The 18316-nt window shown below is 42.1% G+C and carries 21 protein-coding genes and 1 riboswitch; of the genes, 13 read left to right on the top strand and 8 right to left on the bottom strand.

The genetic code is table 11. The features are described 5' to 3' along the window. Positions 1-435 precede the first annotated feature (435 nt). Positions 436-1071, top strand: coding sequence for an RNA chaperone ProQ (gene proQ / locus ABZA00_RS03170; RefSeq protein ID WP_372880695.1), 636 nt, complete (start codon positions 436-438; stop codon positions 1069-1071). A gap of 10 nt (positions 1072-1081) precedes the next feature. Next, on the top strand, positions 1082-3076 hold the full coding sequence (gene prc, locus ABZA00_RS03175; RefSeq protein ID WP_372880696.1) for a carboxy terminal-processing peptidase: 1995 nt from the start codon (positions 1082-1084) through the stop codon (positions 3074-3076). 196 nt (positions 3077-3272) lie between these two features. Here prc and ABZA00_RS03180 read toward each other — a convergent pair whose 3' ends face one another. Continuing rightward, positions 3273-4025 (bottom strand): UDP-2,3-diacylglucosamine diphosphatase, encoded by a 753-nt coding sequence (locus ABZA00_RS03180; protein ID WP_372880697.1) that lies wholly within the window; start codon positions 4023-4025, stop codon positions 3273-3275. A gap of 19 nt (positions 4026-4044) precedes the next feature. Then, complete coding sequence (locus ABZA00_RS03185) at positions 4045-4539, bottom strand: peptidylprolyl isomerase (protein ID WP_372880698.1); 495 nt, start codon at positions 4537-4539, stop codon at positions 4045-4047. A gap of 149 nt (positions 4540-4688) precedes the next feature. Here ABZA00_RS03185 and cysS point away from each other — a divergent pair, with 149 nt between their 5' ends. The 3 genes from cysS (at position 4689) to ABZA00_RS03200 (ending at position 7073) form a co-directional block, all read left to right on the top strand. Further along, positions 4689-6074, top strand: a complete 1386-nt coding sequence (cysS, locus tag ABZA00_RS03190) for a cysteine--tRNA ligase (RefSeq protein ID WP_372880699.1) — start codon at positions 4689-4691, stop codon at positions 6072-6074. Between the two features lie 92 nt (positions 6075-6166). Then, positions 6167-6787: a LysE family translocator gene (locus ABZA00_RS03195; protein WP_372880700.1), complete on the top strand. Its 621-nt coding sequence runs from the start codon at positions 6167-6169 to the stop codon at positions 6785-6787. 13 nt (positions 6788-6800) lie between these two features. Next, entirely contained in the window at positions 6801-7073 is a 273-nt protein-coding gene (locus tag ABZA00_RS03200; protein WP_372880701.1) for an acylphosphatase, read from the top strand. Between the two features lie 2 nt (positions 7074-7075). On the opposite strand, the gene ABZA00_RS03205 is transcribed toward ABZA00_RS03200, so the two are convergent. From ABZA00_RS03205 to dinG, 4 genes are read right to left on the bottom strand one after another with little or no spacing between them, the layout of a single operon-like run. Then, positions 7076-7246 carry a YbaM family protein gene (locus ABZA00_RS03205; RefSeq protein ID WP_372880702.1) on the bottom strand — a complete coding sequence of 57 codons (171 nt, stop codon included), beginning with the start codon at positions 7244-7246 and terminating at the stop codon, positions 7076-7078. Positions 7247-7251: 5 nt separating this feature from the next. Further along, positions 7252-7818, bottom strand: a complete 567-nt coding sequence (locus ABZA00_RS03210; protein ID WP_372880703.1) for a primosomal replication protein — start codon at positions 7816-7818, stop codon at positions 7252-7254. Beyond that, entirely contained in the window at positions 7806-8012 is a 207-nt protein-coding gene (locus ABZA00_RS03215) for a hypothetical protein (protein WP_372880704.1), read from the bottom strand. The genes ABZA00_RS03210 and ABZA00_RS03215 overlap by 13 nt, the downstream gene beginning before the upstream one ends. Beyond that, positions 8012-10072: an ATP-dependent DNA helicase DinG gene (gene dinG / locus ABZA00_RS03220; protein WP_372880705.1), complete on the bottom strand. Its 2061-nt coding sequence runs from the start codon at positions 10070-10072 to the stop codon at positions 8012-8014. Before dinG ends, ABZA00_RS03215 begins: the two co-directional genes overlap by 1 nt. A 172-nt stretch (positions 10073-10244) precedes the next feature. After that, positions 10245-10400, top strand: a riboswitch (molybdenum cofactor riboswitch). Here dinG and moaA point away from each other — a divergent pair. Continuing rightward, positions 10391-11371, top strand: a complete 981-nt coding sequence (moaA, locus tag ABZA00_RS03225; protein WP_372880706.1) for a GTP 3',8-cyclase MoaA — start codon at positions 10391-10393, stop codon at positions 11369-11371. It overlaps the preceding riboswitch by 10 nt. 190 nt (positions 11372-11561) lie before the next feature. On the opposite strand, the gene ABZA00_RS03230 is transcribed toward moaA, so the two are convergent. Next, positions 11562-11726 carry a hypothetical protein gene (locus tag ABZA00_RS03230; RefSeq protein WP_372880707.1) on the bottom strand — a complete coding sequence of 55 codons (165 nt, stop codon included), beginning with the start codon at positions 11724-11726 and terminating at the stop codon, positions 11562-11564. Between the two features lie 293 nt (positions 11727-12019). On the opposite strand from ABZA00_RS03230, the gene napF reads away from it, so the two are divergent. The 7 genes from napF (at position 12020) to ABZA00_RS03265 (ending at position 18036) form a co-directional block, all read left to right on the top strand. Further along, positions 12020-12499, top strand: coding sequence for a ferredoxin-type protein NapF (napF, locus tag ABZA00_RS03235; protein WP_372880708.1), 480 nt, complete (start codon positions 12020-12022; stop codon positions 12497-12499). Continuing rightward, positions 12496-12750 carry a chaperone NapD gene (locus ABZA00_RS03240; protein ID WP_372880709.1) on the top strand — a complete coding sequence of 85 codons (255 nt, stop codon included), beginning with the start codon at positions 12496-12498 and terminating at the stop codon, positions 12748-12750. The genes napF and ABZA00_RS03240 overlap by 4 nt, the downstream gene beginning before the upstream one ends. Before the next feature lie 77 nt (positions 12751-12827). Continuing rightward, positions 12828-15323: a nitrate reductase catalytic subunit NapA gene (gene napA, locus ABZA00_RS03245; RefSeq protein ID WP_372880710.1), complete on the top strand. Its 2496-nt coding sequence runs from the start codon at positions 12828-12830 to the stop codon at positions 15321-15323. Positions 15324-15332: 9 nt separating this feature from the next. Further along, positions 15333-16082, top strand: coding sequence for a ferredoxin-type protein NapG (gene napG, locus ABZA00_RS03250; RefSeq protein WP_372880711.1), 750 nt, complete (start codon positions 15333-15335; stop codon positions 16080-16082). Continuing rightward, complete coding sequence (gene napH / locus ABZA00_RS03255; protein ID WP_372880712.1) at positions 16082-16966, top strand: quinol dehydrogenase ferredoxin subunit NapH; 885 nt, start codon at positions 16082-16084, stop codon at positions 16964-16966. The genes napG and napH overlap by 1 nt, the downstream gene beginning before the upstream one ends. Positions 16967-16968: 2 nt before the next feature. After that, on the top strand, positions 16969-17442 hold the full coding sequence (locus tag ABZA00_RS03260) for a nitrate reductase cytochrome c-type subunit (protein ID WP_372880713.1): 474 nt from the start codon (positions 16969-16971) through the stop codon (positions 17440-17442). An 18-nt stretch (positions 17443-17460) separates the two neighbouring features. Then, the gene (locus ABZA00_RS03265; protein ID WP_372880714.1) at positions 17461-18036 is read left to right on the top strand and encodes a NapC/NirT family cytochrome c; all 576 of its coding nucleotides are present in this window, start codon (positions 17461-17463) and stop codon (positions 18034-18036) included. Positions 18037-18158: 122 nt separating this feature from the next. Here the strand turns inward: ABZA00_RS03265 and ABZA00_RS03270 are convergent, their stop codons facing one another. Continuing rightward, the gene (locus ABZA00_RS03270) at positions 18159-18299 is read right to left on the bottom strand and encodes a hypothetical protein (protein ID WP_372880715.1); all 141 of its coding nucleotides are present in this window, start codon (positions 18297-18299) and stop codon (positions 18159-18161) included. Between the last annotated feature and the right edge of the window lie 17 nt (positions 18300-18316).

Genomic DNA, 18316 nt, shown 5'->3' on the forward strand with positions numbered 1-18316 from the left:
CGCTCATTCTGCGTTGTGTCAGCTCGAAAACCAGTGCTGCGTTGCACCAATCGAAAAGGGAATAACCATTACCTCATGTTGCGTCTTGCTCTGGTCTCCGAGCTCGTGCCTGACAAAGCATTTTGAAGTAACATGGGTATAAGGTGTAAAATGCTTGCATTTACACCTACCGATAGTGGATTAACGAAAGGTCTTCATGCTGCGTCTTATTCTGGTCTTCGAGCTGTGTCCTGATAAAGCATCTTCAAGTATCATGGGTATAGGATACGAAACAAATCTTATTTTAGCTTTTTAGTGCATGAAAATAGCTAACAAATATAAATTAAGTTTCACATTTCACAATCGCATCCCTATACTATGGATAATTTTATACTCTCAATGATTTAAAACTACGTTTTAATCATTAGGTTACTGGCATCATTAATTAGGTTCTACATGGAAAACACAGAAAAATTTACTAACAACAAACAAATAATTAACTTTCTAACTGAACAGTTTCCTTTATGTTTTACTGCAGCTAGCGCTCCGGCGAAACCGCTAAAAATAGGTATATTTCAAGATCTTGCTGCGCGCTTAGAAAATGAAGAACGCGTTAGTAAAACCCAAATACGTGGTGCGTTACGTCAATACACATTAAGTTGGCGTTACCTGCATTGTGTTAAAGAATCTGAAAAACGTGTTGATTTAGATGGTAATGAAGGCGACGCTGTTTCTGCTGAACATGCCGAACATGCGTTGAAAACCCTTAAAGAAAGCAAAGAGAAAGTTTTTGCCAAGCAGAAAAAAGCACAAAAAGAATCTGCTCCCAAAAGAGCTCCTAAGCAGGTAAATGTGCCTAAGCGTGCTGACAAAAAAGCACCTAAAAAAGAGCCTAAAAACGAACCTGCTGTTGATTTAAGTAATTTTAAAGAGGCAACTCATTCTGAACTTACGCTGCAACAATCGGTCAAAGTTTTATTGGGTAAATCTCCTGTCTCTGCAGTAGTCGTTGAAATCTTAAAAGATGATGTTCAGGTACAACTCGCTTCTGGTATGACAGTGAAAGTTAAAGCTAAACATTTAATCGTTTAAAGGAATATTAATGAATAAATATTTTCGCCACTTTTTGGTTGTAGTTAGTACTTTATATATCGGTATTGTTTTGGCGCTGCCGAGCAGTGTTGACAGACAAGATATTCCACAATTAGAGCAACAAGCTCAACATGCTAAAGTGGCGAAAAGGGTAAGTGATTTATTCAGCCGTTCCCATTATAAATTTGTTCCCTTAGATAATGCTCTTTCACAGCAGGTGTTTGAGCGTTATATCGAGCAGTTGGATTTTAATAAACAGATATTCACTCAAAGTGATATTGACAGTTTAAAAAAATATCAATTTTATCTTGATGATAGTTTACAAGCAGGAAATCTCGACCCCGCATATGAAATTTATCAGCTTAATCTAAACCGTCGCTATGAGCGTTTCACTTATGCCTTATCTTTATTAGATAAGGAAATTAAATTTGATACAGATGAACAGTTTCAATTTGACCGTAGTGAAGCGGCTTGGGCAAAAGATAGCGATGAGCTGGATAAGATCTGGCAGCAAAAGGTAAAATCCGATGCTCTGGTACTTAAATTAACCGGCAAAAACTGGAAAGAAATTAAAGAGTTATTAGGTAAGCGTTATGGTTACGCACTTAAGCATTTAACCCAGACCGAAAGCGAAGATGTCTTCCAGAGCTTTATGAATGCCTATGCACGTACCATTGAACCTCATACAAGCTATTTGTCTCCGCGTAATGCAGAGCGTTTTAAAATGGAAATGAACTTGTCTCTGGAGGGGATTGGTGCGGTTCTGCAACTCGAAGATGATTATACGGTTGTTAGAAGCCTTGTGCCCGGTGGGCCAGCGGATCGTTCCAAGCTGATTTTTAAAGATGATAAAATAATCGGGGTAGGGCAGGAAGGTGAAAAAATTGTCGATGTTATCGGCTGGCGTCTGGATGATATTGTTGATTTAATTAAAGGGCCAAAAGGGACTAAAGTTCAGTTGCAGATTCTGTCCGGTAAAGCAATTGATAAAGCGCATACTGTTATTATTACCCGGGAAGAAATTCACCTTGAAGATAGGGAAGCAAAATCATCTGTTGAAGTGATTGATGGTAAAAAAATCGGGGTGATTACTATCCCGAGCTTTTATATGAAATTAAGTGAAGACGTTGATCGTGAGCTAAAGGCGCTAGCTCAGGAGAACGTTGAAGGTATTATTATTGACTTACGCAATAATGGTGGCGGGGCATTAAGTGAAGCGACGTTATTAACCGGATTGTTTATCCCCTCAGGACCCGTTGTCCAGGTGCGTGACAGCCGAAATCAAATCTTAGTTCATGAAGATGAAAACAGAGCTGTAAGTTACAAAGGACCGCTAACTGTTCTGATTAATCGCAACAGCGCATCAGCATCGGAAATATTTGCTGCCGCTCTGCAGGATTATGGGCGGGCTATTATTATCGGTGAACAAAGCTTTGGTAAAGGTACTGTGCAGCAACATCGCCGTATATCAAGGTTTTATGATAAAGATGCGGATTTGGTTGGCTCAGTTCAGTATACTATCGCCAAATTCTATCGCATTGATGGTGGCAGTACGCAAAACAAAGGGGTTATCCCGGATATTCAATTTCCCAGCGGAATCGATCCGGATGACACCGGCGAGAGCGTAGAAGATAATGCATTACCCTGGGACAATATCAAATCGGCTAATTATTCACCGGTAAATAGGTTACAGTCAGTTATCAATTCACTGACTAAAAAACACCAGGCGCGCATAAAAAATGAAGTTGAGTTTACTTATCTGCAAAATGATATTGAAGAGTATCTGCAGGAAAAAGACATGACCACAATTTCTCTTAATGAACGCGAACGGGTTAAATTACGTGAAGAGAAAGAAAAGCAGGCTCTACAGCGTGTTAATGAAAGATTAGAACGTGCCGGGTTACCACAAGTTACATCTATTGATGATATTCCCGAAGACTTTGAGCCGATAGATGCCTTTTTACTTGAAGCTGCTGCAATTACACTTGATTATGCACATTCTTAAAAATAACTGATTTCTTTTAAAGCCGGCTAGTGAGTCGGCTTTTTATTTTTCATGCTTATGTAAATGACTCTGGTATTTTAACAAAACTAAAAGCACGACCACTGAGAACACAGAAAAGCTGCGCTCTAGGTGGTAGTTCTCCAACATTTTTCTGTACCTGAGTGAAGTTCATGGGCATTAAAGAAAGAAGCGCTGTTTATCTCGGTTGGTCGTTGTCGTAGTAGTCAATAGGGCGTATAACCAGTTCGATTTTATCCTGTTGTGCTTCTACATAACTTAAATTCGTGTACCAGTCACCCACATCGTAACGTTGTGCCGGTTTGCCTTTAATTGACATATTATGACAGGCAACCTGATGGGTATGTCCGTGAATTAAGGTTTGCGTGTTATGTTTTTCCATCAAACGTTTTACCTCATCTTCCGTTACCCCCATTATTTCACGGTTTTTGTAGACCTTTTTTGACTGACTGGCAGTACGAATTTTCCAGCCTATTTTTTTACGCAGGGATAAGGGTAATAAATTAAAAAGTAATTGTAGGATTGGATTATGGATGACCTTACGCATTTTTTGATAATTTTTATCCGCTAAACACAGGGTATCACCGTGTAAAATCAAGGTGTTGTTACCATATAAATCTATTTCGCAGTGTTCTGGTAATAACTGCATGGATGATTGCCGCGCGAATTTCTTGCCGAGCATAAAATCCCGGTTACCGTGGATGTAATACACTTGGATATTATTTTCGGACGCGTAGGCTGAGAGTTTCAGCGCGACTTCATCCATTAACGGCGTATGCTCATCATCACCGATCCACACCTCAAACAGATCACCTAAGATATATAAAGCCTGTACGTTTTCTGTTTCATGTTGTAAAAAATTGAAAAAGGCAGTGCAAACTTGCGGGTGGTTTTCACTAAGGTGGAGATCGGCAATGAAGAGGGTGCGCATATTAGAGACCAATTAATTGTTAAGCAATAGTTACATTGTTGATGATCACTTCTTCCAGCGGTACATCCTGGTGCACATAGCCATAGTTACCGGTATCGACATTTTTGATTTTATCAACCACATCCATGCCTTCAACTACCTGAGCAAACACGCAGTATCCCCAGCCTTCGTTCGTTTCTGCTTTAAAATCAAGAAACGTATTGTTGTTAACGTTGATAAAAAATTGTGCAGATGCAGAATGCGGCTCCATAGTGCGCGCCATTGCCACTGAATATTTTACATTTGACAGACCGTTGTTGGCTTCATTTTTTACCGGTTTAGTAGTTGGTTTTTCTTCCATGCCCGCTGCAAAACCACCACCTTGAACCATAAAACCATCAATAACGCGGTGGAAAATAGTGTTGTCATAGTGACCGGATTCAGCATATTTAAGGAAATTGGCAACCGTTTTCGGGGCTTTTTCAGCGTTTAATTCAAGTTTAATATCGCCATAATTTGTATGTAAAGTAATCATAATTAGATCCTGAGATTTGAAAAGTAGTAAATACCCGTAGGGATTGGCCATATCATACCCTAAACAGTCTAATTCATTAAATACAAAGGATGAATTTCTCTTAATTGCGGGTTAGAATGCTCCAATTACCGTTATTGATTGGAAGCTTCATGTTAAAAATATACAACACTCTGACACGACAAAAAGAAGAATTTAAACCCCTTATACCTGGCAAAGTTGGTATGTATGTGTGTGGTATTACTATTTACGATTATTGTCATATCGGCCATGGTCGAACATTTGTTGCTTTTGATACCGTTGCCCGTTATTTACGCTTCAGCGGTTACGATCTTAATTTTGTACGCAATATTACCGACATTGATGACAAGATTATTAATCGTGCGGCTGAGAACAACGAAAGTTACGAGCAATTAACTGCACGTTACACCAAAGCGATGCATGAAGATTTTGATGCGTTGTTTTTGCAACGCCCGGATATCGAACCTCGGGTCACAGATCATATGCCTGAAGTGATCAGCATGGTTAAAAAACTGATTGATAAAGGTCACGCTTATGTTGCTGAAAGCGGAGACGTTTTATTTGCGGTTGACAGTTTTTCACAATACGGAGAGCTGAGCGGGCAAAATTTAGAAATGCTGCAGGCAGGATCCCGTGTTGATGTTGAAGACAGTAAACGTAATCCGTTGGATTTTGTGCTATGGAAAATGGCTAAACCAGGAGAACCTTTTTGGGAGTCTCCCTGGGGCAACGGCCGCCCGGGTTGGCATATTGAATGTTCAGCAATGAACCATAAACACCTCGGTGAAGTTTTTGATATTCACGGTGGCGGTTCAGACCTTACTTTCCCGCATCATGAAAATGAGATTGCCCAATCCTGTTGTGCGCATCATGGAAAATATGTAAATACCTGGATGCACTCGGGAATGGTGCAGGTAGATAAAGTTAAAATGTCGAAATCTTTAAATAACTTCTTCACCATTAAAGATGTGCTGGATGTTTACGACAGTGAGTCTGTGCGTTACTTTTTGATTTCAGGGCATTATCGCAGTCAGCTTAACTATTCTGAAGACAATTTGAAGCAGGCGCGTGCCAGCCTGGAGCGTTTGTATACGGCAATCCGTGATTTACCGATTGCCAATGAAATAGTCCCGGATAAGGATGAAGTACATTATCAGAAATTCGTTAAAGCAATGGACGATGATTTTAATACGCCGGAAGCGTTAGCGGTGTTGTTTGATCTTGCTAAAGAGGTAAACAGACTCAAACAGACGGATCTTGAGCAGGCAGCTTTATCTGCTTCTTTACTGGTGAAACTTGCGAATGTCCTGGGCTTATTAAGCCAGTCCCCGGAGCAGTTTTTACAAGGTGATGAGACGCAGGATGAAGTTGCTATGATTGAAGCGCTTATCAAACAACGTAATGATGCCCGGGCAAATAAAGATTGGGCGGCAGCTGACCAGGCTCGTGACAAACTGGCTGAACTCAGTATTATTCTGGAAGATGGCCCCGGCGGTACTACCTGGAGAAAGCAATAAGTTTCAATAGGCATTAGCAGTTAGGCGAGACAAAATCGCAGCAGCAGGCGCCCCCTGTAGCTGCTGCTTTTTAACCAGATGAGTGAGTGTAAATGGAATATTCTGCTTTAATATTATTCATCCCGACTTTTTTTGCTGTGTCTGCCACACCCGGTTTGTGCATGACACTGGCGATGACCTTGGGTATGACCATAGGTGTACGCAGAAGCCTGTGGATGATGAGCGGAGAATTAGTCGGGGTTGCACTGGTTACGGTGTCCTCGCTGATTGGGGTGGCAACACTTCTATTAGCCCGTCCGAATATGTTCCTGGTGCTGAAATACCTGGGGGGAGCTTACCTCTTTTACCTGGGGATCCAGATGTGGCGCTCCCGCGGTAAAATGGCAATTCCTGAAAATTTTTCCTTACAAAATAACGTCACCCGCAAATCGCTTATCACCCAGGGATTTGTAACAGCCATTGCCAATCCGAAAGGGTGGGCGTTTATGATTTCGTTATTACCTCCTTTTATCAATCCTGAGCTGCCATTACATCCGCAGGCGACGATTTTAGTTGCTATTATTTTGCTTTTTGAATTTGTTTGTTTATTGTTATATGCAGCGGGTGGTCGTACGCTGCGTCATCTTTTGCAGCAACAGGGTAACGTTATTCTGCTCAACAGAATCGCCGGATCGCTGATGATCTGTGTTGGTGCCTGGTTGGCATTGACGTAATTTAGGGGGAAATATGGACAATATCGGTTGTAAAGTGATTGTTTCGGGAATAGTGCAGGGGGTTGGCTTTCGTTATTTTACCGCAGCGGAAGCGCGTTTGTATCATATTATGGGACATGCTAAAAACTTAGCCAGCGGTGATGTCGAAGTGCTTATGTATGGCGAACGGGCAAAAATAGCCAAAATGGTAAAATGGCTTGAAAAAGGCCCTAAAACATCCCGGGTAAGCGGCATAACCGTGACAGAAGTACCTTATGTGGAGAGGCGGGATTTTGTGACCCGCTAATTTTATTTTGCTGCAATTTGTTTGTTTTTAAAATCCTGTAAGACGATTTCCAGTGCATCTACAGCCAACTGATTATCGATTTTATTTTCTTCCAACAGTTGGATTAAATCCACCGCCAGGTGAACCGCCTGCGGCGCATCGGCCAACGAATTGTTATTTTTTTGCTTATCCATTGCTGTTACTCATCACTGATCTCTTCTAATTTAAATTCTAATTTTTGAGTATAGGTATTACATTTCTGATAGCGAATTTTCAGCGCCTCAATTTTTTCTTTAATAGGTACTTTCTGCCAGGCAGGTGAATTTATTATTAACTCTTCCTGCTCGGCAATCATGTTTAATAAACGCTCTTCATAGTGATACTGTTTTTGTAACTGCTGATAGATATCCTCTTTCACAGATGAATAGGATTTGTATAACAGTTCAGCCTGTCCTTTTTCCAGGTTTTGTACAAGCTGCAATAATAGCTGAAACTGGCTGACGAAAAGTTCACATTCAAATGCAATCAGTGCTTCGGGGAGTTTTTTATCAAGTACATTGTGCAGGGAAAGCAGAGTGTTTTCGAGCTGCTCGATGTAACCGCAAAGTGTCAGAGAGCGTTTTGGGAAAATATGCACTTCAAACACAAAGCATCTATTTTCTGTCTGTTGAATTTTTTGATCAAGTTGTCTGCATCTTGTTTTTAACTCGTCTAATTGCTGACGTAACTTTGAGATTGGTACATTTATTGAGCTTAATTTAGCCATGCGTTACACCCTAATTTTACTGCCGTTATCACCACCATTAAAATGAAAATAGGAGATAATCTGGTAGTAACAGTTAAATCGATACTTAACAAGGCGGGCTGCCCAAGCAGACCAGCTCCACCGATAAAACCGGGAAGGAATCCGACAAAGATCAGTAAAACCCAGCCGCCGGGTTCGAAGATAATTTCAGTCATTAATGTTTGTTCTCAAATTGAATAGCAAACGGGGGCAATGCATCGAGTAATCCTTTCCCGTAACGTTTTGTTTTTACTCTTTTATCTAATATGACAATTTTTCCCTTATCATTTTCTTTTCTGATTAATCTTCCACATGACTGAATCAATTTTTTACTGGTTTCCGGAATTGCAAGCTGTAAAAAAGGATTTCCCCCCTGAGCTTTTATCCATTCTGAATGCGCTTCTTCAACGGGAGAGTTCGGTACAGCAAAAGGTAATTTGGTGATAATTAAGTTGGTTAAATAGTGCCCGGGCAGATCCAGTCCTTCAGATAAGCCGCCCGTACCGAAAATAATGCTGGTTTTGCCCTGATCACAACGCTGCTTATGGGTTTCAATAAGTTTGCTGCGCGACAATACGCCCTGAACCAATAATGCTTGTTGATATTTTTTATTTAGTTTATCTGCAACTAAATTCATTTGCCAATAAGATGCAAATAAAACCAGATTCCCCTCTTTTTCGCATAAATAATGCTCAATTTTATCGACCAGTTCATTGTCAAATCCCTGTTGCGTCGGATCTTTTTCCATATCGGCAATAATCAACGGTACGGCAGGATAATTGAAAGGAGATTTTAAGCGCAGATATTGCGTGCCATCATCTGTTTTTAAACCACTTTGGCGTTTATAGTATTCGAAATTATTAAGCGATGTCAGTGTCGCTGAGCATAAAATAACGCCGGCCGCTTGTGACCAGAACATATATTCTAAAATCCCGCCGACTTCTATTGGCGAGGCATTCAGATAGATATCTGCTTTTTCTTTTTCTGCCCAGGCTGCAATCGGTGCCTGCTTGCTGGACCTTTCTTTGCTGAGCATAACCCATAGTGCATGCATATTTTCAATACGCTGAAGAAAAAAGCCAAGCTCTATCATCAGTGGTTCGGCATCTTTTATTTTAATATTACCGTCTTTGATCTCCTCACTGATGATATTGGAAAGTTTATTTAAAGCAGATAAACATTTTTTACTTTCCTCTTTTAAATTACAAACGGGAATGGTTAAGACTTCAGGCAGCTCGCCTAATTCAAAGCGGTATTGCTCTGACTCATTAAAGTAGTGCGGGTTATCATTAAAAAACAACTCGATAATTTTCAGGTTTTTTATTAAATCCTGTGCGCCTTCAAGCATATTCATATCAGGCGTGATGATGGTTTGGCGATTAATGATCTTTTTGATGTGCTGGCTTAACTGGGGGATTTTTTTAAGCCACTCCTGGCTGCCTTTGATACTGGCGCGGGCACTGGAAAAATCCCGGGAAATTTTCGGCAGGTGGTGTGCTTCGTCCAGTACATAAAAACAGTTGTCCGGTTCGGGTAAAATGATACCGCCACCGAGCTCCAGATCAGCCAATAGCAGGGCGTGGTTGACAACGATAATATCAGCCTTATTAATATCATCACGGGCGCGATGAAAAGGGCACTGGCGATGATTAGCCAATACCCGTTTGCAGCTGAATTTATCAGAAACAATGTGTTGCCAGACGCGATCTGGGATAGGGGTCGGCCAGCTATCACGATCACCTAACCATTTGCCTGACAGGTAAGCTTTATTTAAACGAGTTAATAACTCGTGGTCGCCCATCTGAGGTTTTTCAGTGAATAAAACCTGCTGCTCGGGGGCTTGCTGGGTACTAAAAAGTTTATGCTCACAACAGTAGCGCTGCCGTCCCTTCGCTAAAGTAAAGGTGAATTTAAATTCACTGTGGCGTAAAAAAAAAGGCAGATCCTTATGCATTAATTGTTCTTGCAAGGTGACCGTTGCTGTCGAAATAATCAATTTTTTATTGGCATGCTTGGCAACAGGCAAGGCAGCCAGAATGTAAGCTAATGATTTACCAATCCCGGTGCCTGCCTCTGCGACAAGTATACGCCGTGATTTATCATATTCACCGGCAAGTACTTTTGCGATTTCGGCAATCAGATAATTTTGTGCTTTACGCTTGGTAAAATTAGGCAGGGCTTGGGTAAGAAGATCATAACCTGCACGGATCTGTGTTTTTAGAGGGTCTGAAAGCATATATTCCGTGACTTAAGTAAAAGATATATTTTAGCAAAAATCTTTGCGGTAAACAGAATTTCTGTCATATTTTTATAACCTAATTGCACAACTGACTGTGATTAAAAGGGGATTTTATAAAGCCATCAACTTGCTGATTCCTGCTTCTTCAAGTAAATTGTCGGTATTATAAATTTTTAACTAGCTCCGAGCTTACCAACACTAAGTTTTCTTTTTTAAGTTGATACGTGTGTTAAGCCGCTTGTCTGACATTGTTGTCAGTGCAGAAGGGTAAATACAGAAATGTTTTTGCCTCCCGTATTTGGAAAGGAACTGAACATGCAACAACTTATTGATAACTTCGACCGGAAGTTTGAATACCTGCGTCTGTCTATAACCGATGTATGTAATTTTAAATGTAATTATTGCCTGCCCGATGGCTATCAACGAACTCATAATAAACAGTTTTTGAGCGGCCAGGAAATAAGCAATTTAGTAGCAGCTTTTGCTGAGCTTGGCACCAAAAAGGTACGCATAACCGGCGGAGAGCCGAGTCTCCGTAAGGACTTCGCACAAATAATCTCTGCTGTCTCGAATACAAAGGGCATCCGCAAGGTCGCCACTACCACTAATGGTTTCAGCTTAAGCGCCAATGCGCAGGCATGGTTTGATGCCGGCCTTGATGCGGTTAATGTCAGTGTTGATAGTCTGGATGCTAAAACTTTTCACCTTATTACCGGCAAGAATATCTTTCAGAAGGTAATGCAGGGGGTCAATGATGCTGTTAAGGCTGGTTTTAAACAAATTAAAATAAACAGCGTATTAATGAAAGGCTTGAATGATATTGACATTGATTTGTATATTGACTGGATAAAAGATCAACCTATTCAATTACGCTTTATTGAATTGATGCAGACAGAAGATAATACTGAATTTTTTGACAAACACCACATTTCCGGTGAATGGATAAAACAAAATCTGCTGGACAAGGGCTGGACACAAAAAGTGCCCTTAAGCCATGACGGGCCGGCTCAAATTTTCTGCCATCCTGATTATCTCGGAGAAGTTGGTTTGATCATGCCCTACAGTAAAGACTTTTGTAAAACCTGTAACCGCCTGCGGGTCTCTTCCACCGGCCGCCTGCATCTTTGTTTGTTTGGTGAAGAAGGCGTTGATTTGCGGGATCTTTTGGCCTCTCCGGCAGACAAAGAGCAGCTCAAAACCCGCATATTGGAAGCACTGAAAAGCAAAAAGGTGAGCCATTATCTGGATCTGGGAAAATCAGGCGGCACACCCCATCTTGCTTCGATTGGCGGTTAACCGCCTGACAGCGGTCAGCCTTCAGTTGACCGCTGACGGCCTGACTCTTATACACAAGTCTGTAACCATTGCTGGTGTTCTTTATTCTTTTCGGGGCGCAGGATTTATCCTGCAAATAATACCAAATCCGATAATTGTCTATTCATTCATGCTTGTTAAAATGAATGCTGGCTAGACATAAAACTACGTTTTAGTCTTTGTTATTGATTTGATTCAGAACGTTCTGTTCTTCACCACTTTGTGGCCAGCTAAAGCTGTTCAAAATCGTTCCACATGATTTTGTGTAATTAGAACAACTAGTTACTGCAATCAATGCCTTGCTTTCATCCATTTTTCCTACGCCTAAATAGATCATCTAATTAACGGAATTGGTATTAGAAGCTCGTTGCTCGCCACTCGCTGCCTGTCCCCAATAATCACCATTCTTCAAAAGCCTTCTCATCTCTGAGTTTTATGACTTCTGAAAAATACTAAAACCGTTAACAAAGCGGCTATCGGCTAAATTTGTGCAGTCCGTCTCTTTGTTAACATATTGTTGTTGATTTAGATCAACTAGGCGCCCATCTGCGAAGCACTAAATTACAAAGTTGTTATTATAAGCCGAGTAAATCACTCGGGTATTAACCACTTGTAAAGTAAGGTCTTTGTGTGAAGTTTGATAATAATAAAAGAAGATTATTTAAAAAAAAGCATAAGGTGACTGTTACCAACTTGTTACCCTGGATCCAAGATATTGATTTATTTGTTAATAATTGTACGCAATGCGGAGATTGTTTAAACAGTTGCCCGGAAAAAATTATTGTTAAAGGCGACGGTGGTTTTCCGAATATTGATTTTGATAAAGGCGAATGCACTTTTTGCGGTCACTGTGCAGACGTTTGTAACGAACCTATTTTTGTCCCGACAACGCAGCAGCCTTGGATAAAAAAGGCTCAGATAGGAGTTATGTGTCTGGCTTACCAGAATGTGTATTGCCGCAGTTGTTCTGAAAGTTGTGAGAATGGCGCACTCACATTTCAAATTGGTTTAAGCGCAATACCGCAAATTGACTTAGACTCATGTACGGGATGCGGGGCTTGTGTTGCACCATGCCCGACGTCAGCTATCCATATAAAGGCAGCAGAATGAAAACTGAAGAATTACATGTATCCAGTTTGATTGTTCATCTCAATCCTAAAAAATTGCGAGAGATAGAAAGCAGTATCAATTCGTTAGAGGGGGCGGAGTTGGTCACCATTTCTCCGGTCGGTAAAGCGATTGTGGTATTAGAAGCACCCAATCAGCGTGTCATTATGGAAGTGATTGATAAAATTAATGGATTGGATGGCGTGATCAATACCGGTCTTGTCTATCATGAATTTGAAAAATTAGAAGTTTAATAACTTTAATAACAATGCTGATTGATAAGTAATATCTTATTGAATGTATTGTTTTCACCAAAGAGTGAGGGAGTATAATGAAATTTACGAGACGTGAATTTATGAAAGCGCAGGCGGCGGCATCGGCAGCTGCCGTTGCCGGCATAACTCTGCCAGCCTCTGCAAGCAATCTTATTGCCAGCAAAGATGCCAGTAAAATTAAATGGGATAAAGCGCCATGTCGCTTTTGCGGTACTGGCTGTAGCGTACTGGTGGGTACGCAGGACGGTCGTGTGGTTGCCACTCAGGGCGATCCGGATGCACCTGTTAATAAAGGCCTTAATTGTATCAAAGGATATTTTTTATCGAAAATAATGTACGGCAAAGACCGTTTAACGACACCTTTATTGAGAATGACAAATGGTGTTTACGATAAAAATGGTCAGTTTGAACCGGTTTCCTGGGATGCGGCATTTGATATTATGGCCGAAAAATTTAAAGATTCCCTGCAGAAAAAAGGACCAACATCAGTGGGTATGTTTGGCTCAGGGCAGTGGACTGTTTGGGAAGGTTATGCTGCTTCAAAATTGATGAAAGCCGGGTTCCGTACCAATAATCTAGATCCTAATGCGCGTCACTGTATGGCTTCTGCTGTGGGTGGTTTCATGCGTACTTTTGGTATAGACGAACCTATGGGCTGCTATGACGACCTCGAAAATGCAGATGCATTTGTTCTTTGGGGATCAAATATGGCGGAGATGCACCCGATTCTCTGGTCTCGTTTGACGGATCGCCGTTTAAGTAACCCCGATGTCAGTGTGCATGTTTTATCAACCTATACGCACCGCTCCTTTGAACTTGCCGATAATGGCATGATCTTTACGCCGCAAACAGATTTAGCGATTTTAAATTTTATTGCCAACTACATTATTCAAAATGATGCAGTTGATAAAGATTTTGTTAAAAAGCATACCAATTTCCGCAAAGGTGTTACTGATATCGGTTATGGGCTACGCCCTGAGCACCCTTTACAGCAGGCTGCTAAAAACCCGGATTCGGGTGCGTCAACCGAGATGACATTTGAAGAGTTTGCAGAATATGTCTCGGAATTTGATGTTAAATATGCGGCAAAAATCTCTGGTGTGTCGGAAGCTAAGCTGATCGAACTGGCAAAAGTCTATGCGGATCCCAGTAAAAAAGTGGTTTCCTACTGGACCATGGGATTCAATCAGCATACGCGCGGCGTGTGGGCAAATAACCTGATGTACAATGTGCATCTGCTGACCGGAAAAATTTCTAAACCCGGCTCAGGTCCTTTTTCATTAACCGGCCAGCCATCCGCTTGCGGTACTGCACGTGAGGTTGGAACTTTCTCGCATCGTCTCCCTGCCGATCTAGTGGTTACTAATCCTAAACATCGCGCCACGGCAGAGAAAATTTGGAAACTGCCTGAAGGTACGATTGAACCAAAGCCCGGTTATCACGCTGCATTACAGAACCGCATGCTAAAAGACGGCAAGTTAAATGCTTATTGGGTGATGTGTAATAACAATGTTCAGGCCGCTGCAAATATCAATGAAGAGGTCTTACCGGGTTATCGTAACCCTGAAAACTTTGTGGTTGTCTCTGACCCGTACCCGACGGTTACCGCGCAAGCTGGTGATTTGATTTTACCCACTGCAATGTGGGTAGAAAAAGAGGGTGCATACGGTAATGCGGAACGCCGCACCCAATTCTGGCATCAACAGGTGAAAGCGCCTGAAGGCGCAAAATCTGATCTTTGGCAGTTAGTTGAATTTTCTAAACGTTTTAAAGTTGAAGAAGTCTGGCCTGCCGAACTGATTGCCAGCATGCCGGAAGTGAAAGGTAAAACCTTACATGACGTATTATACAAAAACGGACAGGTTGATGCATTCCCGCTGGAGCAGGTAAAAGACGATCAACTTAATGATGAAGCACGTGATTTTGGCTTCTATATCCAAAAAGGTTTATTTGAAGAATATGCCATGTTTGGACGTGGCCATGGCCATGATTTAGCTCCTTTTGATCAATATCATCAGGCGCGCGGCCTACGTTGGCCTGTTGTTGATGGTAAAGAAACCTTATGGCGTTTCCGTGAAGGTTATGATCCCTACGTGGAAAAAGGCAGTGAAGTGCAGTTTTACGGTCACCCGGATAAGCGCGCCATTATTTTCGCACTGCCTTATGAGCCGCCTGCAGAATCACCGGATGAAGAGTACGACTTATGGTTAAGCACCGGTCGTGTCCTTGAGCACTGGCATTCAGGAACAATGACCCGCCGGGTGCCTGAATTATACCGTGCCTTCCCTGATGCTGTCATATTTATGCATCCTGACGATGCTAAATCCCGTGGTTTACGCCGAGGTGATGAGATTGTCTTAGCGTCCCGTCGCGGTGAATTAACTTCACGTGTTGAAACTCGTGGCCGTAACCGTCCGCCGAAAGGGCTGGTATTTATGCCGTGGTTTGATGCGAAACAGTTAACCAATAAAATCACGCTTGATGCAACTGATCCGCTCTCTAAACAAACGGATTATAAAAAGTGTGCTGTAAAAATCACTAAAAAAGTCTAATTAAAGAGTATGAGTAAACGGCCGCAACGCTACATTACACGACGTCAGTTTCTTGTTAATTCAGGTAAAAGTCTCTGTGGTGTGGGATTTATGGGAATAGGTCTGGCGAGTTATTCAACTCAAAGCCGGGCACATAACCCGCAGATGCTGCGTCCGCCGGGGGCATTAGCAGAGCTGGATTTTCAGTCTGCCTGTGTCCGCTGTGGTCTATGCGTTGAGGCATGCCCTTATGATATTTTGAAATTAGGTCGTTTTTTTCAACCGATAGCAACCGGTACACCCTATTTTATTGCGCGCACCGGACCCTGTGAGATGTGTGAAGATATTCCCTGCAAGCTTGCCTGTCCGACAGGTGCGCTTGATCCCAATCTGGACAGTATCGATGATGCAAGGATGGGGTTGGCGGTTTTAATAGATCAGGAGAACTGCCTTAATGTCCAGGGCCTTCGCTGTGATGTCTGCTATCGGGTTTGTCCGCTTATTGACGATGCCATTACCTTAGAGGTGCATCGAAATGTAAGAACCGGGCACCATGCTGTGTTTATACCCACGGTGCATTCTGAGTATTGTACCGGCTGCGGGAAGTGTGAAGAGGCTTGTGTATTGGAAAAAGCAGCCATCAAAGTGTTGCCCAGAAAGCTAGCTAAAGGTGAGCTTGGTCAGCATTATCGCTGGGGATGGAAAGAGAAAGAAAAAGCGGGAAGCGCTTTAATTGATGAGGTATTAGACCTGCCGGATCGTAAGCCGGAGGGAATGTGATGAAAGAGAGGCATTCCTTAGGGCAAGAAGCAATTAACAAAAAAGGGTGGTTTTTGGCCAACCGTTTTTTGCTACTGCGCCGCTCGGTACAACTATTGATTTTAACGCTTTTTTTGCTCGGTCCACTCGCAGGGATTTGGATTATAGAGGGTAATTTAAGTGCCAGCTTATTATTTTCTGCTGTCCCTTTTACTGACCCGTTTATTCTCCTGCAGAGTATCACGGCAGGGCATTTACCACTGTTTCAGGCTTTTTTAGGCGCAGCTATTGTGGTTGTTTTTTATCTTGTTGTTGGGGGGCGCGTATTCTGCTCCTGGGTCTGCCCGGTTAATTTAATAACCGATGCAGCGGCATGGTTGCGAAGAAAGTTGGATCTGCGCAAAGAGAAGGTATTAAGCAATCGCTGGCGTTATTGGATTCTGGCAATGGTGATGATCCTGCCGGTGTTTACCGGCGTGCTGTCTTGGGAGTTGATAAACCCGGTTTCAGCATTCCACCGCGGACTGTTTTTCGGTATGGGAATGGCTTGGATAGTTTTTTTTATGCTGTTTTTATTCGACTTACTGGCCGTTGAAAATGGCTGGTGTAGTCACCTTTGTCCGATGGGCGCTTTTTATTCTCTGATCAACCGTTTCAGCTTAATTAAAGTTGATGCAAAGGATCGGGAAAAATGCACAAATTGCCTGGATTGTTTTTCAGTTTGTCCTGAGCCGGCCATTTTACAAGGCCCAGTGCATGGACAGAAACACAATATTGGCACGCTGGTAAAGGATATAACCTGTACGAATTGCGGCCGCTGCGTCGATGTTTGTGCAGTCAATGTTTTTAAAATTACTACCGTATTTAACGGTAAACAAGTTACCGATCAAAAGGTGGAGAGATAAATATGAAAAAATTGCTTACAGCTGTAATAACGGCAGGGATTTTAGCAGTAACCGCATCCTCAGTATGGAGTTTAGATGAGGACTCTGACTATATCGTTGACAATGGCGGGGTGGAGTCACTACGCGGGCATCAACAACTTGCGGATATTAATAAATCTGAACCCATGAAGCGTGTGCCGCGTGACCAGCAGCCGATTGATCGCGAGTACATTCAACAACCACCTTTAATTCCGCATACCATCCGCGGTTATCAGGTTAATTTAAATGCCAATAAGTGCTTGTCTTGTCATAGTTTTAAAAATGCGGGAGCGATGGGCGCAACCAAGATCAGTGTGACCCACTTTGAAACACGTGAAGGAACAACATTATCTGATGTTTCGCCGCGTCGTTACTTCTGTCTGCAATGTCATGTCACTCAGGCTGATGCAAAACCTCTGGTTGAAAATAATTTCAAACCTGTTGAATCGTTACGCTAAGCCGGGAGCAAGGTTATTATGCTAAAATTGTTGAAACGTTTATGGTTTATTATGAAATCCCCATCATCTGCAGCGATGGGCTTTATCTTACTGATTGGTTTTTTAGGAGGCGTTATTTTTTGGGGCGGCTTCAATACCGGGATGGAAGCAACTAATACTGAAGAGTTCTGCGCCGGCTGCCATGCACCGATTGTAAAAGAGATCCAGGAAACAATTCACTATGCAAACCGTTCAGGTGTTCGGGCTATTTGTTCTGACTGCCATGTACCCCACAACTGGACAGATAAAATTGTCCGTAAGGTGCAGGCATCAAAAGAGCTGGTGGCCTTTGCTATGGGAACCATCAATACGGAAGAAAAATTCCAAGCACGGCGCGGATACCTGGCAAACCGGGAGTGGCACCGTATGAAAGAGAACGATTCGCAGGAGTGTCGCAACTGCCATCAGTTTGAGTATATGGACTTCAGTGAGCAGGGCGCACGCAGTGTTAAACAGCACTCTACAGCTCTGGCATCGGGCGATAAGACCTGTGTTGATTGCCATAAAGGCATTGCCCATAATTTACCGGATATGACAGGTGTAGAAGGTTGGTAAGTTCGTTGATATACTTGGACTAAAGGGGCTTTTCAGCCCCTTTTTCTATTATACCAATCAGACTAATTATCTGATCATTTATGCTTGTTAAAATAAATGCTAGCTAGACATAAAACTACGTTTTAGTCTTTGTTATTGATTTGATTCAGAACGTCTTGTTCTTCACCACTTTGTGGCCAGCTAAAGCTGTTTAAAATCGTTCCATACGATTTTGTGCAATTAGAACAAATAGTTACTGCAATCAATGCCTCGCTTTCATTCATTTTTCCTGACGCATAAA

Origin of the sequence: Psychromonas sp. (assembly GCF_041586535.1) — a bacterium.
In the GTDB taxonomy this organism is placed as follows: domain Bacteria; phylum Pseudomonadota; class Gammaproteobacteria; order Enterobacterales; family Psychromonadaceae; genus Psychromonas.